Below are 16,217 nucleotides of genomic sequence, written 5' to 3'. Positions count from 1 at the left end.
CCATAAAAAAGTCCCTGCCTTGGCAGGGACTTTTCATTTGGATGCGCGCTCGCACTGTGGTCGCAGCGACAGCCCGTTTTCCCCTGCAAGCCAGGGTAGAAACCCAGCGGGTCAGCTGTCGGCATCCTTTTTCTTGCGAATGCTCAGCCCCAGCTCGCGGCCGCGCAGGCGGGCGTAATAGATGGTGCCGATGAAGGCGAGCACGGTGAACACCAGCTCCACCACCGCCAGCCACCGCTCCCCCTCATCCGTGGTGATCAGGGTCAGGGCGTGCAGGAAGTAGGGCATCAGCACGAAGTTGCCCCAGGCGTGGGTGTAGGGGTTGCCCTGCACAATCCCCTTGAGCGGGAACAGCAGCGGCACCGTCCAGATCACCGGCAACAGCCAGGGGTTGAGGTCGGGATGGGGCGAGAGCCACAGATGCCATAGCAGCACCCAGCCCAGCAGGCCAAAGAAGCCGACCAGAGTCAGCAGACGGGCGAAGCGGGTGCTCACTTGAGGATCTCCAGCACCTGCTCGGGCGGGCGGCCGATGCGGGCCTGGCCGTTCTTGATGACGATGGGGCGCTCGATGAGCTTGGGATACTGATGCATGGCGCGAATGAGGGCGTCACCGCTCACCTCGCCAAGACCCAGCTCCTTGTAGAGATCTTCCTTGGTGCGCATCAGCTGGCGCGGATCGCTGAATCCCAGCTGGCTCAGCAGGGTGCGGATCTCTTCCTCGCTCGGGGCCTGCTCCAGATAGAGCACCACAGCCGGGGCGATCCCGTGTTGTTCCAGCAAGGCCAGGGTTTCACGGCTCTTGGAGCAGCGCGGATTGTGGTAGATTTGGGTCTCGCTCATGATAACTCCCTGATTAATCGCAAGATGGGACAAGAAACGGCGCTATTGTAGGGGAAACTGATGGTCAGGGTAAGCGCGAGAGTGCAGGAATTGAAACGAATTTGTTGGCTGATTGTGGCCGGTCTGCTGACGGCCTGCAGCCCGGCGCCCCAGTTCACCGACAGCCAGCACCTGCCGGTGGCCCTGGCCGACTTTGCCGGCAAGCCGCTGTTGGTCAACTACTTCGCCCCCTGGTGCGCCCCTTGCCTGCGGGAGCTGCCGCTGCTGGAGGCGCTGGCGCGGGAGGGAGAGATCGCCGTGGTGATGGTCAACTATGACCCGACCACACCGGCCGAGCTTCGCAAACTGGCCGGGCAGTACCACATCAGGGTGCCGCTGCTCATCCCCCGCCAGGAGGAGAGCCTCCCCTTCCCTCGCCCCGCCGGGCTGCCCACCAGCTATCTGCTCGATGGCAAAGGGAACCTCCTGCAGACCCTGGAGGGGGAGCTCACCCCATCGCAGCTCGAGGCCCTCAGGGCCTCCGTCAAGCCGGCTGGCCACTGAACGCCTGACCCCTTGCCGCCGGCCGCTCTGTTTCCCCGCCCTTCCCCCTGTTGTTGCCCATCGGCAACCTGCATCAACGACAAGGGCGCACCCTGGTGCGCCCTTGTCGTGCGTGCGAGCCGCTGGCCCGTCAGCCCTTGAGGCTGTCGAGATCCTTCTTGGCCCGTTCCAGCTCGGTGATCCGTGCCTCCAGCCTTGCCAGAGTCAACTTGTCGTTGGTGGTGCCACGCGCCACGATCAGCTCGTCGATGGCCGCCTGGTAGTCACCGCGCAGGGAGAGCATCTCGGCGCGCGCCATGTGCAATTCGGTCATCCTGCCCGCCTTGCGATAGGCATCGGAGAGCAGGCTCCAGGCCAGGTTGTTCTCTTCGTGCTCGCGGGCATAGGGGTCGAGAATGGCGATGGACTTCTTGTAGTTGCCCCCTTCCAGGTAGGCGTTGCCGAGGTTCACCACCACCACCTCGTTGTCCGGCATGCGGGTGCGGAACTTCTCGAGCCGGGCGATGGCCTGGGCGCTGCGCCCCTTGGCCAAGTCGATGTCGGTGAGGGCGTCCACCACGAACAGATCTTCCGGGTGGCGGGTCGCCAGCTCCTGCATCAGGGCGTCGGCCTCATCGGTGCGCTTGAGCTGCAGCAGCGCCAGCGCCTTGCCGTAGATGGCCGCATCCTTGAGCGGGTAGTCCCCCTTCTGCAACCGGTTGTCGAAATAGGTGAGCAGGGCCTGCGGGCTCTCGGTGCCAAAACGCACCTGAATGCGCACCTTGGCCAGCCAGAAGTCGAGGCTCGGCGGCAGATTGCGACGGCCATAACTGCCCGCCCGGGCGCGCGCCTCGCTGATCCGGGTCTCCGGCAGCGGGTGAGTCAGCAGCATCTCAGGGGGCTTGCTGGCATATCGATACTCGGCCGCCAGTTTCTGGAAGAAGTTGGCCATGCCCATGGGATCGAAACCGGCGTCATACAGCGTTTTCATGCCGATCCGGTCCGCTTCGTATTCGTTGTCGCGGGTGTAGTTGATGGCCGACTGCATGGAGAGACCCAGCGTGGTCTGCAGCGCGGCGATCCCGGCGGTGGGGTTGATCACCGCCAGCGCAATGGAGCCCACCAGCCCGGCCAGAGTCATGGCGGAGCTGCTCGCCTGCGCTTCCATATAGCGGGCGATGTGGCGCTGGGTCACGTGGGTGATTTCGTGGGCCAGTACCGAGGCGAGCTCGCTCTCGCTGTCGGCATAGAGAAACAGACCGGTGTGCACCTTGACCCGCCCGCCGAGGAAGGCGGCCGCGTTGATGCTGGGGTCGTTGATGAGGAAGAAGGTGAACGGGAAACGCACCCCGTCGGCGTTGGAGAGCAGCCGCTGGCCCAGATCGTCGATGTACTGGCTCAACACGGGATCATCTATGATCGGCAAACCGGCCCGGGCAAAGCGCATGAAGGCGTTGCCGTAGCGCACCTCCTGCTCGATGGGCAGAGCGGCCACCCCGGCGGTGCCGATATCGGGAAGCTGGTTGCTGGCCTGGGCATGGAAAGTGGCGCCCATCAGGGAAGCCAGCAGGGGGAGCGATGCCATCAGGGGGGAAAAGCGTGCCACGTTATCTCTATCTCCAATCAGACCCTACCGGGACACCGGCAGAATACCCTTGCCCATCAAGGGCTACAAGCGTTGTTTCGTGCTCTCATCACGGCCATAATAGCCGCCATCACGCGCGATGGAGCCTCCATGGAATACCTCGACCTGACCCCCTGGCGTTGCCCCGAGCCGCTGATCCGGCTCAAGCTCTGGTTGCGCCAGGCCAAAACCGGTCAAGCCCTCGCCATCCGGCTGGCCGATGCCGGCTCCCGGCAGGACATTCCCGCCTATCTGCAGCGCCAGGGTCACCCCTTCACCTTGCAGGAAGCGCCGGACAATACCCTCTCTTTGCAGTTGGTGGTCGGGGCCAGGCACCACAGCCAGCCCCAGTAACGTAAAGGATGTCGCCATGTTAGAAGTCATCAAGCGCTGGTATCAGACCCGCTTCTCCGATCCCGATGCCGTCACCCTGTTTCTGCTGCTGGCGGCCTGTTTCGCCGTGCTCTGGCTGTTTGGCGATCTGCTGGCGCCACTGTTGGTCGCGCTGGTGATGGCCTACCTGCTGGAGTGGCCGGTGAGCCGGCTGCAGCGGGCCGGGCTCTCCCGCACCCTGGCTACCAGCCTTATCCTGCTGCTGTTCATCGCCCTCACCGCCATGGCGTTTCTCGGCCTCATCCCGACTCTGGCAAGCCAGGGGCTGAACCTGGCCAAGGAGTCCCCGGCCATGCTCTCCCATGCCCAGGACTATGTGCGCACCCTGCCGGAACAGTACCCCGAGCTGGTCGATGTCAGCCTGGTGGAGACCGTCATCGACAACATGCGACAGCGTATCCTGAGCGGGGGCGAGCAGCTGGTGACCGCCTCCCTCGGCTCCCTCATCAACGTGGTGGCCATCCTCATCTACGCCATCCTGGTGCCCTTGATGGTCTTCTTCATGCTCAAGGACAAAGAGATATTGATGGGGGGGCTGCGCCGCTTCCTGCCGCGCAACCGCACCCTGGTCAACCGGGTCTGGGTGGAGATGAACGAGCAGATCCTCAACTACATCCGCGGCAAGGTGATCGAGATCCTCATCGTTGGGGTGGCGACCTATATCCCATTCGCCCTGATGGGGCTGCGCTACTCGGCGCTGCTGGCGGTGGCGGTGGGCTTCTCGGTGCTGATCCCCTACATAGGCGCCGCCGCGGTGACGGTGCCGGTGGCCATGGTGGCCCTGTTCCAGTGGGGGCTGACCCCCGAGTTCACCTGGCTGATGGTGGCCTATCTGGTGATCCAGGCCCTCGACGGCAATCTGCTGGTACCTCTGCTCTTCTCCGAGGCGGTCAACCTGCATCCGGTGGCCATCATCGTTGCCGTGCTGGTGTTTGGCGGCCTGTGGGGCTTCTGGGGGGTCTTCTTCGCCATCCCCCTCGCCACCCTGGTCAAGGCGGTGCTCAATGCCTGGCCCAAGCGCGAAGAGCTGCCCGCCGTGCCCAAATAATGCGATAGTCGTGCCTGGCCATCGATGACAACGGAGTGTCCATGAAGATATTGCAAATGCTCACACGGACGGGGCTGGCTGCCCTGCTCCTGACCACCCTGCCGGCCCGGGCCGATCTCGATATCGGGGCGCTCAGCGCCTTCTCCAGCGACAGCCCCGACAGCCCCATCCCAAAAGGGTTGGTGCTGGGCGGGGCCGTCATCGGCGGTCAGGCCCGCTATCAGCACCAGGATGACACCCTGCTGCCGATCCCGGGTGCCCTCTACTTTGGCGACAACCTCATGTACCTGGGGGATCGGGCCCGCTACTACCTGAGCCGCAATGGCGGCCTCTCCACCTACGCCTTCGGCCGGATGCGCTTTGGCAATCTGGATCCGGACGATGATCCCTTCCTGCACGGCCTCGACAAGCGCAAGGGTGAGTTCGAAGCCGGGATCGGGGCCGATCTCATCACCCCCTATGCCCTCTGGAGCGTGCGGGCCACCAGCGACGTGACCGGCACCAGCAATGGCCAGGAGCTGATGCTGTGGGCCAACTTCCCCATCATCCGCGGCCCGCTGCTGCTGATGCCGGGGGCCGGCGTCATGCTGCGCAGCCACAACCTCGCCAACTACTACTTCGGCGGTGTCTCGCAAGATGAAGCGAGGGCGGACAGGCCGGCATGGAACACCGGCACCACCCTCTCCCCCATGGTCTCCCTCATCGGCAGCTATCGCTTCAACGCCAACTGGATCGGCGGCTTTGGCATCAACTACGAGCGCTATGACGGTGACATCGCGGACAGCCCCCTCGTCCAGCATCAGGGGGAACTCTATGCCGGGCTGGGGCTCGGCTATATCTGGTAACGCCCAGACCACACCCGCACCAAAGAGAAAAGGAGCCCATGGCTCCTTTTCTTGTTATCCGGCAGAGAACTCTGTCACAGGCAGGCCAGAAACTCGGCCAGCGCGTCGTTGACGAAGGCAGGGTTCTCCAGCGAGGCGATGTGGCCGGCCGCCGAGATCTCCTTGAACGGGCAGCCCAGCACCTCGGCCATCAGGTAGCCTTCCAGCACAGGGCGGGCCTTGTCCTGGCAACCCGTCATCACCAGCGCGGGCAGCCTCATTTCTTCCAGCCACTCGATGCGATCTTCGCGGGTCACGAAGCTGCGGCCCACCGCCACCATGGCGGCCACCTTGTCGGCCGGCCAGGCGGCGAGGCGCGTCTTGAAACCGCTCATCAGGGCGACATCCGGCTGGTCGGCAAAAAACAGCGGCGCCACCTGCTCGACGATGGGAGCCGGGATGGTGCCAAGCTGCTCGATCATGGCCAGCATGCCGAGGTAACGCTCGCAGGTGATCTGGGGCTCGAGGCCGACGAAGCTGTCCATCAGCACCAGTCCCTTGAGGCGCGCAGGCGCCATGCGCGCCAGCTCCACGCCCCACATGCCGCCGATGGAGAGACCCACCAGCACGAACTCGTCGATGCCGAGCGCATCGAGCAGGGCCAGGTGGTCGCGGGCCAGGGTCGCCAGGGTGCAGCCCCCCTCGGGCAGCGCATCGGAATCACCGTGGCCCCACAGTTCGGGCACGATGCAGCGGTACTGCCCCTTGAGGGCCTCCACCTGGGGCGCCCACATGGCGCTGTCCCACAGGTAGCTGTGACCAAACAGCACGACCGGGCCCTGCCCCTCGTCCAGATAGGCCATCTGGCGGCCCGCTATCTCCATAACTTGCTTCATGTTTTCTCCTGTTGCCAACAGCCGGTGATGAGACGGCAGTGCAAATCGCCATCACTGGCGTCATGTTTTTTCTATTGCCTGCCGGCGGCTCGTGAGGCGGCAGTGTAACACGACCCCCTTGGCAGTGACGCCCGCCTGGTGCAATCTGGAAAGGACTCAATAAGGAGACAATCATGCCGAAGGACAAGAGCAAGAAGCGCCCGCGCCTGGACAAGAAGACCTACGAGCACCACCTGGCCCATCTGCAGGAGGAGCTGGTCAAGCTGCAGGAGTGGGTCAAGCAGGAGGGGCTGAAGGTGGTGGTGCTGTTCGAGGGCCGCGACGCCGCCGGCAAGGGGGGCGTCATCAAGGCGATCACCGAGCCCCTCAACCCCCGGGTCTGCCGGGTCAGCGCCCTGCCAGCTCCCTCTGACCGGGAGCGCTCCCAGTGGTACTTTCAGCGCTACGTGACCCACCTGCCCGCCGCCGGCGAGATGGTGCTGTTCGACCGCTCCTGGTACAACCGGGCCGGGGTCGAGCGGGTGATGGGCTTTTGCAGCGACAACGAGTATCGCGAGTTTCTGCGCGCCTGCCCCGAGTTCGAGCGGATGCTGACTCGCTCAGGCATCACCCTCATCAAGTACTGGTTCTCGGTCAGCGATGAGGAGCAGGAGAAGCGCTTCAAGGAGCGGATCAACACCCCCATCAAACGCTGGAAGTTCAGCCCGATGGATCTGCAGTCCCGCTCGCGCTGGGTGGAGTACTCCCGCGCCAAGGACGACATGTTCACCTACACCGACACCGAGGATTGCCCCTGGTTCGTGGTGGAGGCAGACGACAAGCGCCGCGCCCGCCTCAACTGCATCTCTCACCTGCTGGGCAAGGTGCCCTACGAGGCGATCCACTACGAGCCCATCACCCTGCCCCCCATCAACACCGAGGGCTACGAGCGCCCGCCGCTCACCAGCCAGCACTTCGTGCCGGACATCACAGCCGCGCTCGAGGCCTGAGCCCTGCCACCTTGCCTGCCGTTCTCGCCAAACGGCAGGCAATAAAAAGCCGGTCTTGCGACCGGCAAAAAGGCATTGAATATAAAGAAAAGGAAACCTCGGCAGCCGCCCCTTGTCAGGTGCGGATGTATTTGGCCGTGCGCGGGAAGGCTTGCTCCTTGGCATCGAACAGGTAGCAGGCCTCGGCCGGGATCCCCACGCTGTAGGTCTGACCGGCCGCCACGTCCACGTCCGAGGTGGTCTTGACGGTGAAGTCGTGGCCTGCCACGTCCATGTAGACGAAGGATTCGGCCCCCAGGTGTTCAGCCACCAGCACCACCCCGCTCACGCGGCTGTCGGCATGGGCGTGATCGAGCGGCACCAGGTGCTCGGGACGAATGCCCAGCTCCACCTTGTCGCCAACCGCGCCGCGGCGGGCATCGACCCGCACCCGCACGCTGTCGCCCGTGGTCAGCTTGACCAGGCACTCCTGCTCGCCAATCTCCACCAGCTCGCCCGCCAGGAAGTTCATCTTGGGAGAGCCGATGAAGCCCGCCACGAACTTGTTGTCCGGGTTGTGGTAGAGCTCGAGCGGGGTGCCGAACTGTTCCAGGTTGGTGGTCGCGTCCGCCTTGAGCGGGCTCAGCACCACGATGCGGTTGGCCAGGGTCATGGCCTCCACCTGGTCGTGGGTCACGTAGATAATGGTGGAGTTGAGCTCCTTGTGCAGCTTGGCGATCTCGATGCGCATCTTGACCCGCAAGGCGGCGTCGAGGTTCGACAGCGGCTCGTCAAACAGGAACACCTGCGGCTGCTGGACGATGGAGCGACCGATGGCGACCCGCTGGCGCTGACCGCCGGAGAGCGCCTTGGGCTTGCGGTCCAGCAGCGGCTCGAGACCCAGGATCTCGGCGGCGCGCATCACCCGCTTGTGGATGTTCTCTTTGTCCATCTTCTTGAGCTTGAGGCCGAAGGCCATGTTCTCGTAGATGTTCATGTGCGGATAGAGGGCGTAGGACTGGAACACCATGCCCACGTTGCGCTCTACCGGCGGCACGTCGTTCATGTAGCGCCCGCCGATGGTCAGCTCGCCGCTGGTGATGTCTTCCAGACCGGCGATCATCCGCAGCAGGGTGGACTTGCCGCAACCGGACGGGCCGACGAAGACGATGAACTCCCCTTCCTTGATGGCCAGGTTGATATTGCGCAGGGTGTCCTTGTGGACAGCCGGGTCGTAATTTTTGCGAACGTTGTTGAGTACTACTTCAGCCATGTCGAGCTCCGCTCTTGAATCTTTGCAAATCGTGATGGCGGGGGGAGTCGGCTCCCCCGGCCATGAACCGTTAACCTTTCACGCCGCCGGCAGTGAGACCACCCACCAGCCAGCGCTGGGCGAGCAGGAAGACGACCGTGATGGGGAAGCCCGACAGCACGGCGGCCGCGGCGAAGTCACCCCACAGGTAGTTCTGCGGATAGAGGTACTGCTGGGCCCCGACCGCCAGGGTTAGGTTGTTCACATCCTGCAGCAGGATGGAGGCCATGGGCACCTCGGTGATGGAACCGATGAAGGCCAGGATGAACACCACCGCCAGGATGGGCACCGACAGCGGCAGCAGGATCAACCGGAACGCCTGCCACGGGGTGGCACCGTCGATGGCCGCCGCCTCTTCCAGGGAGGAGTCGATGGTCTCGAAGTAGCCCTTGATGGTCCAGACGTGCAGGGCGATGCCGCCCATGTAGGCCAGGATAAGGCCGCCGTGGGTGTTGAGACCCAGCCAGGGGATGTAGTCACCAATCTTGTTGAAGAGCGCATAGATGGCCACCAGTGCCAGCACCGCCGGGAACATCTGGAAAATCAGCATGCCCTGCAGGATGGTGGACTTGCCACGGAACCGCAGGCGGGCGAAGGCGTAGGCACAGGTGGTGGAGAGCACCACTATCATCAGGGCGGTGATGCCCGCGATCTTGATGGAGTTCCACAACCAGGTCAGCACCGGGAATGGCGGCGGCGTGATGCTGCCGTCGGCGTTGGTGATGGACATGCCCAGCGCCAGCTTCCAGTGATCCAGGGTTGGGTTGGAGGGGATGATCTCCCCTACCGCGAAGTTGCCGTTTCTAAACGAGATGGCGATGACCATGATCAGCGGGAAGATGATCAGTGCCAGGAAGCCCCACATCACCAGGTGGGTTGCCCACACCCGGTATTTGACTGATTTGGGTTGTACGATTGCCATGTTGAAGCCTCCTTACAGTTGCTTGTCGGCTTTGGACAATTTCAGGTTGAGCAAGGCCAGCGCACCCACGATGAGGAAGATGGCGGTGGCGATGGCACTGGCCAGACCGTAGTCCTGACCACCCGAGCCCTGGAACGCGATCCGGTAGGTGTAGCTCACCAGCAGGTCGGTGGTCCCGGCCGGGGTGCTGGCGCCAATGATGTCCGGCGCGCCGTTGGTCAACAACTGGATAAGCACAAAGTTGTTGAAGTTGAACGCGAACGAGGCAATCAACAGGGGCGTCAGCGGCTTCATCAGGAGCGGTACTGTGATCTTGAAGAAGTTCTGCACCGGACCGGCACCGTCCATGGCGGACGCCTCATAGAGATCTTCCGGAATGGCTTTGAGCAGGCCCATGCAGAGGATCATCATGTAGGGGTAGCCAAGCCAGGTGTTGACGATGAGGATCATCACCTTGGCCAGGAAGGGGTTGGTATACCAGTCAGGCTTGATGCCGAACGCCGCTTCCAGGAACAGGTTGATCTCGCCGAAGTTCTGGTTGAACAAACCCTTGAACACCAGGATGGAGATGAACGCCGGGATGGCATAGGGCAGGATCAACATGACCCGGTAGAAACCGCGCCCCTTGAGAGACTCCCACTGCACCAGACAGGCCAGCACCATGCCGATGGCCAGGGTGAAGCCCACCGAACAGGCGGAGAAGATCACGGTCCAGACGAAGATCTGCAGGAACGGCGCCTGGATACCCGGGTCGGTGACGATGCGGGCGAAGTTCTTCCAGCCCACGCTCACCACGAAACCGGGTGCCACGCTCTTGCCGACGAATTGGCCCTGCTCATCGACATATTGATAGAAGCCGGTGTCGCCGTTGGGCAGCATCAGCTCGCCGCTCTGGTTGTCACGCAGCAGATTGCTGTCTTTGATCACCACCCCGGACTTGAGCACGGCACCGTCCAGCAGACGGGTGTACTGCTGTTTCTGGGCGGCGAACTTGCGCAGGCTGCTCAGGGTCAGGTGGGTTCCGCCATCTGGCAGCACCAGATCGAGGGCGCTCAGGTGGGTGCGGTGGTCGACGATGGCCCGGATGGGCGCCACCTGATCCACGGCCTCACCGGCCAGGGGTTGCAGCTGAACAACTTGTACCTTGTCATGAACCCTGCCCTCGCGGACAGCCAGTTCACGGGCCTTGTTGTTCATCAGGGTAACGGGTTGACTGATAAAGGATTGGTCGTCCTGTTTCAGCAGCAGCTGAAACTGATTGTTCTCACCACCCAGGAGGGTGAAATCGAATTCACCGCCCGCCACCTTATAGGTTTTTTTCAGATGGTAATCCCGCGCCTGCTCGATGGAGAGCAGGTTGGATCCCGAATAGTTGGTGAAGGCGATGCCGATCGTGTAGGCAAGAGGGAAGATGATAAAAACAACCATGCCAGCCACACCGGGGAAGATATAGCGGTGGGCATAGGTCTTCTTGTTCATGAAGACATACAGACCGACGGAGACCACCACCAGATCAAGCAGAGCGAATACCCACTCACCGCTGGCGTACATCATCACGGCTGCATAACCGTTGAGGATGGCTACCAGGGCAGCAATGGTCCACTTAAGCCAGGTGTGCTTATCCTTCGGACCGGCATAGGATTCGATAGAAGGTACTACTTCCATGCCAATTAACCTTTATAACGCCAAGAGAGATTTGAGAGAGTGGGAGGCCGTTGCGGCCTCCCGGGTAGTACGTGCTTACTGAACGATACGCTTGGCAGCGGTATCCAGGGCTTCGTCAACGCTCTGACGGCCGGAGGTCACGTTCTTGAGGGCAGTTTCGAAGGAGGACCAGAAACGGCTCATTTCAGGCACGGACGGCATCGGCTCGCCATTCTGGGCGTTCACCATGGTGGCCTTGATGTGCGGATCCGCTTCCAGGGTCTTCTGGAAGGACTTCAGCGCCACGGCGCCCAGCGGCTTGTCGGCGTTGACCGGCGCCAGACCGGCGTCGGTCAGCAGGTAGTTTTCCAGGAACTCGATGGCCAGATCCTTGTTCGGGCTGGCGGCGTTGATGGTGGCACCCAGCACGCCGACGAAGGCCTTGGCCGGTTTACCCTTCAGGGTCGGCAGGGAGGCAACGCCGTACTTGATGCCGCTCTTGTCCAGGTTGCTCCAGGCCCAGGGACCGTTGATCATCATGGCCACTTCGCCCTTGTTGAACTTGGCGTCCATCACACCGTAGTCGATGCCTTTTTCCAGGTGACCGGACTTGATCATCTCGGAGATGTAGCCGACACCGGCCTTGGCACCCGCGTTGTTCACGCCGGTGTCTTTCACGTCATAACCGGTAGCGGTCTTCTTGAAGGCGTAGCCACCGTTGGCAGCCACCAGCGGGTAGCTGAAGTAGGGGGTGTCATAGGCCCACATGATGGCGCGCTTGCCGCTCTTCTTCAGGGTCTCGTCAATCTTGGCGATCTCTTCGAAGGTCTTCGGCGGCTCCGGCAGCAGATCCTTGTTGTAGATCAGGCTGACGGCTTCGACGGCAACCGGATAACCGTAGGTCTTGCCATCAACGGTCATGGCATCCCAGGCGAACTGTTCAAACTTGGCTTTGGTGGCGGCATTCGGGGTCACGGGGACCAGCAGACCGGCCTTGACCCACTCACCGTAACGGTCGTGAGCCCAGAAGAAGATGTCCGGGCCGTTGCCGGTGGCAGCGGCTTGCTGGAATTTCACTTCCACCTGATCAGGGTGAGCAACCGTCACCTTGATGCCGGTTTCGGCTTCAAATTTCTTACCTACTTCGGCCAGACCATTGTATCCCTTGTCACCGTTGATCCAGATGGTCAGTTGGCCTTCGTCAATGGCGGCAGTGGCAGAGCAAGCCACACCCAGAGTAGCCAGACCGATCAGGGATGACAGCAATTTCTTTTTCATGAGCCTTTCCTTGTATTAGTTCCGCGCTGCAAGAGCATTGTGTGCGAGATGAATATTATCCCAAGCCGTTACCGCCTCACATGACGCAACTCGCATTTTTGAAACGCAATTACGTATTTTCTTCCGGAAAGTTCTGAAAACATTTTCTTATTTCAGGGGGTTAACGCCATTTATTGGCATATTTATCGCCAAATTAAGAAATTAAATTACCAAAGAGAAATAAATAAACATGAATGAAAGGGTTTTCACCTCATTGAAAACCCTTTCACAGGGATTATTCTGTTTAATTTGTTAACAAATCACCGAGTTGGTTTCGCTGCCACCTACCCCGTTAAATAAAAAGACACCGCAGCAGGCTGCGGTGTCTTTTTGCCAAAAGTGGAAAGCAGATCACATTACGACTGGCGCAGCAACTGATCCTTGAGGTTGGGTGGCACCCCCTTGATGGTCAGGGTATCGGTCTGGGGATCGTAGAAAATCCGGCTGTTGAGCAGCTTCTGCTCGAAGCTCAACGTCAGCCCGCCACCGGAGCCGACGAACTTGGTCAGCCCGCGCAGGGTGGAGCGGTCCGCCGGGAAGCGCTCTTCCAGCTCGTACTCCTGACCGATGAAGCTGTAAAAATCGAGGTCGCCCTCCCCTGCTTCTTTTGACGAGAGCTCTGCCGACAGCTCCCTGATCTCGATCTCTTCACCGGCGCTGGCCTGCTCGGTGCAATATTTGAAGACCTGTTTCTTGTAGTCGTTGCGCTCGGCCGGCTCCAGCTGGCGGCTGTCGCAATAGTCGTCCACCGCCTGCAGCAACCCCTTGTTCTGGATCTTGGCATCCATCCCCTCGCGGGCCCCCAGCAGATCCATGAAAAAATCACCCAGCTTGCGACCGACCCGGCCCTTGCTGAAAGTGATGTAACGGCGCGAATCAGCCTGGGTTTTCCATTCGGTGAGATCGATGCGGGCCACCAGGTTCAATTTGCCGATATCCAGATACTGGATGTGGCGCAGTTCCAGCGCCTCGCTGACGGTGACGCTCTCCTTGCCCTCCAGCAGGGCGATCATCAGATAATCCACACCCACGTAGTTGTACTTGGCAAACAGCAGCACCCCCTGCTCGTCGAGGGCGTGCTCCACCAGCTGCTTGACCAGCAGCTGGGTCATCTCCACCGAGAAGGGAACGAATTCGAGCTGCTCGTCCAGCAGCTTTTCCAGCGCGATGCGAAACAGGGGAGAGGGCTGCTTGGGGGCCTCTTCCCCCTCTGCCAGCTCGGCGACGGCGGCCTCGGGGTCGGCGAAGAAGCCAAAGCCCTTGCCCCCCTTGCCGTTGTAAATGCGGTGCAGCTCCGCCATCAGCCCCTGTACCGCCTCATCGGCAGGCAGAAGCTGGCTGCGGGTGTCGGCGTGAGGTTGACCATCGCCGCCCTGGCGCAGGGAGTGAAGAATGATCTTGTCGATATCGAGACTCATGTCACAAAGCCATAGTGTTAGCCGAAAGGGTGAAGTATTATAAGGCGCTTTGAACCGAGATGAACCCAAGATTATGCCCATCGTATCAAAGTACAATAACGAGCAGTTTGACGCCCTGATGAACGACCTGATCACCGCCTTGGAGAAGCACAAGGCGCCGGTGGACCTCAGTCTGATGGTGCTCGGCAACCTGACCACCAACATCATCAATGGCATGGCCCCGGCCCAGCGTCAGGCGATCACCGAGAAATTCATCCAGGCGCTCACCGCCTCGGTCGATCATCGCCACGATGCTCATTGAGTCTCTTCGCATTCTTTGATGTTTTTCAAGCAGATGGATCACTATGGTCGAAACCGGCAACCCCTATCGTGATAATGTCTCTCGCCTGATCACCTGGGGGCATTGGTTCTCCTTCTTCAACATCATTCTGGCCATGCTGATCGCTACCCGTTATCTGGGGGCGATCAGCTGGCCGTCGACCACGCTCGGCGTGACCTATCTCATCATCAGCTGGATCGGTCACTTCTCGTTTCTGAGCTTTGTCACCTACCTGTTGACGATCTTCCCCCTGAGCTTCGTGCTGCCCAGGGAGAAACCATTGCGCTTCATCTCCGCCATCATCGCCACCCTGGCGCTGGTGCTGCTGCTTATCGACACCCAGGTGTTCCAGCTGTTCAAGTTCCACCTCAACGGTCAGGTGTGGCAGTTGCTGCTGGATCAGGCCCAGACCGAGGAGGGTTCGATCTGGAGCATCATCTTCGTGGCGGTGCCCACCATCTTCCTGGTGCAGCTGCTGCTGTCGGCCTATGTGTGGCGCAAGATCAACAAGCGCAAGCGCCGCCAGTACGGCAATCAGGTGGGGCTGGCCCTGCTGGTCTGCTTCATCCTGACCCACGTGGTCAACAGCTGGGCCGATGCCACCCTGTATCAGCCCATCACCATGCAGCGCGCCAACTTCCCGCTCTCCTACCCGATGACCGCCAAGAGCTTCCTCGCCAAGCACGGCTGGCTGGATCTGGATCAGTACGAGAAGAAGGCCGAGTCCCAGGATGGCGACAGTGCGAGCCGGCTGCGTTACCCGCTGCGCCCGCTCAGCGTCAACGCCCCGCTGACCCACAAGAACCTGCTGATCGTGGTGGTCGACTCCCTGCGGGCCGACATGCTCAACAACATCAACATGCCCAATCTGCAGCGCTATGCGGATCAGCACCTCAACTTTGCCAACCACATGAGTGGCGGCAACGATGACGCCATGGGGATGTTCAGCCTGTTCTACGGCCTGCCTGGTCACTACTACGACGACATTCGCAACGACAAGACCCCGCCGGTGCTGTTTGACGAGATGCTGCGCCAGGACTACCAGTTCGGCCTGTTCGGCGCGCTGGAAGATGCCCAGCAGTATCGCCAGAGCATCCTCTCCGGCCTGCGCAAACAGGTGTTCGTCTCCGAGCAAACCGACGATACCCAGCTTGTCGGCGACTGGCAGCAGTGGCTCGCCAAGCGCTCCCCTGACCGCCCCTGGTTCTCGCTGGTCTATCTGTCGAGCCCGGGCGACTACCAGCTGCCGGCCGGCATCAAGGGCCCCTTCCAGCCGGAGCTGACCAAGTTCAACCCGGCCACCGCCTATCAGGCCGAAAACCTGCAAAAGCTGGAAAATCGCTACAAGAACTCGGTCTTCTACACCGATCAGCTGCTGGAGCAGATGCTGACCCAATTGCAGCAGCAGGGCATTGGCGAGCAGACCATCGTCGTGGTCACCGCCAACCACGGCCAGGAGTTCAACGATACCCAGAGCAACAGCTGGGGCTATGGCACCAACTACTCGCCCTATCAGGTGCAGGTGCCCTTCGTGCTGGCCTGGCCGGGCAACGAGACCCTGCCGACGAGCCCGGTGAGCAGCCACCTGGATCTGGTGCCGACCCTGATGCAGGGGATGCTGGGGGTGCGCAACCCGCAGCGGGACTACAGCATAGGCCGCAACCTGTTTGACAACAGCCCGCGCAACTGGCTGCTGGCGGGGGATCAGCGCGACTTTGCCATCTATCAGGGCAACACCATCACCCACTTCAACAAGCAGGGTGACTTCGAGCTGCTGGAGCGCAACAGCTACCGTCCCATCAAACACGGCACCCCGGACATGGGGGTCATGATCCAGGTGATGAACGAGCTGAACCGCTTCTACCGCGCCCCCTGAGGCCCGTCCTGTATCCCTTGAAAACCCGCTCCTCGAGCGGGTTTTTTATTGCCGACATAACCTTGGCATGAGCTGCCAAACCCTCAGCCAACACCTTGCCACCCTCCCCTATTTCATCCCCCCGTCTGCCTGCCCTGCGTCCTGCAGGCGCAAACGTTGGCCCACTTTGCTACTGATGTCTTCATCAAAAAATGCAGCCTGATCAGGGTCATAAAAACAAAATGATAATGATTATCAATCATTGATCTGATTGAACCTCTCTGCAATAATCCGCAGCCTTCAGGCTTAAATA

The 16,217-nt window shown here is 61.2% G+C and carries 16 protein-coding genes; 7 read left to right on the top strand and 9 right to left on the bottom strand.

Annotated features, from left to right (window positions below):
* Positions 1-111: 111 nt before the first annotated feature.
* Positions 112-495, bottom strand: a complete 384-nt coding sequence (locus I6L38_RS05460) for a DUF2069 domain-containing protein (protein WP_017781717.1) — start codon at positions 493-495, stop codon at positions 112-114.
* Positions 492-842 (bottom strand): arsenate reductase (glutaredoxin), encoded by a 351-nt coding sequence (gene arsC / locus I6L38_RS05455; RefSeq protein WP_017779378.1) that lies wholly within the window; start codon positions 840-842, stop codon positions 492-494. The genes I6L38_RS05460 and arsC overlap by 4 nt, the downstream gene beginning before the upstream one ends.
* A 60-nt stretch (positions 843-902) precedes the next feature.
* On the opposite strand from arsC, the gene I6L38_RS05450 reads away from it, so the two are divergent.
* Positions 903-1,385, top strand: a complete 483-nt coding sequence (locus tag I6L38_RS05450) for a TlpA disulfide reductase family protein (protein ID WP_017786658.1) — start codon at positions 903-905, stop codon at positions 1,383-1,385.
* A gap of 130 nt (positions 1,386-1,515) precedes the next feature.
* Here I6L38_RS05450 and I6L38_RS05445 read toward each other — a convergent pair whose 3' ends face one another.
* Positions 1,516-2,970, bottom strand: coding sequence for a M48 family metalloprotease (locus I6L38_RS05445; RefSeq protein WP_010634365.1), 1,455 nt, complete (start codon positions 2,968-2,970; stop codon positions 1,516-1,518).
* 129 nt (positions 2,971-3,099) lie between these two features.
* On the opposite strand from I6L38_RS05445, the gene I6L38_RS05440 reads away from it, so the two are divergent.
* From I6L38_RS05440 to I6L38_RS05430, 3 genes are read left to right on the top strand one after another with little or no spacing between them, the layout of a single operon-like run.
* The gene (locus tag I6L38_RS05440) at positions 3,100-3,342 is read left to right on the top strand and encodes a sulfurtransferase TusA family protein (protein ID WP_017779381.1); all 243 of its coding nucleotides are present in this window, start codon (positions 3,100-3,102) and stop codon (positions 3,340-3,342) included.
* A 16-nt stretch (positions 3,343-3,358) separates the two neighbouring features.
* Complete coding sequence (locus tag I6L38_RS05435) at positions 3,359-4,429, top strand: AI-2E family transporter (protein WP_017786655.1); 1,071 nt, start codon at positions 3,359-3,361, stop codon at positions 4,427-4,429.
* A gap of 56 nt (positions 4,430-4,485) precedes the next feature.
* Positions 4,486-5,274 (top strand): MipA/OmpV family protein, encoded by a 789-nt coding sequence (locus I6L38_RS05430; protein ID WP_010634368.1) that lies wholly within the window; start codon positions 4,486-4,488, stop codon positions 5,272-5,274.
* Between the two features lie 74 nt (positions 5,275-5,348).
* Here the strand turns inward: I6L38_RS05430 and I6L38_RS05425 are convergent, their stop codons facing one another.
* Positions 5,349-6,149, bottom strand: a complete 801-nt coding sequence (locus tag I6L38_RS05425) for an alpha/beta fold hydrolase (protein WP_216989260.1) — start codon at positions 6,147-6,149, stop codon at positions 5,349-5,351.
* Between the two features lie 173 nt (positions 6,150-6,322).
* Between I6L38_RS05425 and ppk2 the strand changes: the two genes are divergently transcribed.
* Positions 6,323-7,138: a polyphosphate kinase 2 gene (gene ppk2 / locus I6L38_RS05420; RefSeq protein WP_216989259.1), complete on the top strand. Its 816-nt coding sequence runs from the start codon at positions 6,323-6,325 to the stop codon at positions 7,136-7,138.
* Between the two features lie 115 nt (positions 7,139-7,253).
* Here ppk2 and I6L38_RS05415 read toward each other — a convergent pair whose 3' ends face one another.
* The 5 genes from I6L38_RS05415 to yejK all read right to left on the bottom strand — a co-directional run bounded on the left by I6L38_RS05415 (position 7,254) and on the right by yejK (position 13,730).
* Positions 7,254-8,390, bottom strand: a complete 1,137-nt coding sequence (locus I6L38_RS05415; protein WP_043170925.1) for an ABC transporter ATP-binding protein — start codon at positions 8,388-8,390, stop codon at positions 7,254-7,256.
* A gap of 70 nt (positions 8,391-8,460) precedes the next feature.
* Positions 8,461-9,351 carry a maltose ABC transporter permease MalG gene (gene malG, locus I6L38_RS05410; protein WP_005299600.1) on the bottom strand — a complete coding sequence of 297 codons (891 nt, stop codon included), beginning with the start codon at positions 9,349-9,351 and terminating at the stop codon, positions 8,461-8,463.
* Positions 9,352-9,363: 12 nt separating this feature from the next.
* Positions 9,364-11,016, bottom strand: a complete 1,653-nt coding sequence (malF, locus tag I6L38_RS05405; RefSeq protein ID WP_024942187.1) for a maltose ABC transporter permease MalF — start codon at positions 11,014-11,016, stop codon at positions 9,364-9,366.
* A 75-nt stretch (positions 11,017-11,091) separates the two neighbouring features.
* Positions 11,092-12,273 carry a maltose/maltodextrin ABC transporter substrate-binding protein MalE gene (gene malE, locus I6L38_RS05400; RefSeq protein WP_005299593.1) on the bottom strand — a complete coding sequence of 394 codons (1,182 nt, stop codon included), beginning with the start codon at positions 12,271-12,273 and terminating at the stop codon, positions 11,092-11,094.
* 395 nt (positions 12,274-12,668) lie between these two features.
* Positions 12,669-13,730 (bottom strand): nucleoid-associated protein YejK, encoded by a 1,062-nt coding sequence (yejK, locus tag I6L38_RS05395; RefSeq protein ID WP_026140927.1) that lies wholly within the window; start codon positions 13,728-13,730, stop codon positions 12,669-12,671.
* 73 nt (positions 13,731-13,803) lie between these two features.
* Here yejK and I6L38_RS05390 point away from each other — a divergent pair, with 73 nt between their 5' ends.
* On the top strand, positions 13,804-14,031 hold the full coding sequence (locus I6L38_RS05390) for a YejL family protein (protein ID WP_005299589.1): 228 nt from the start codon (positions 13,804-13,806) through the stop codon (positions 14,029-14,031).
* 43 nt (positions 14,032-14,074) lie between these two features.
* Positions 14,075-15,925 (top strand): DUF3413 domain-containing protein, encoded by a 1,851-nt coding sequence (locus I6L38_RS05385; RefSeq protein ID WP_201881719.1) that lies wholly within the window; start codon positions 14,075-14,077, stop codon positions 15,923-15,925.
* The last annotated feature ends 292 nt before the right edge of the window (positions 15,926-16,217 follow it).

The organism is Aeromonas sp. FDAARGOS 1408, from assembly GCF_019048665.1.
Taxonomy (GTDB): domain Bacteria; phylum Pseudomonadota; class Gammaproteobacteria; order Enterobacterales; family Aeromonadaceae; genus Aeromonas; species Aeromonas dhakensis.
The sequence above is the reverse complement of the archived record's forward strand: the minus strand, read 5'-3'. Positions and strand labels throughout refer to the sequence as shown.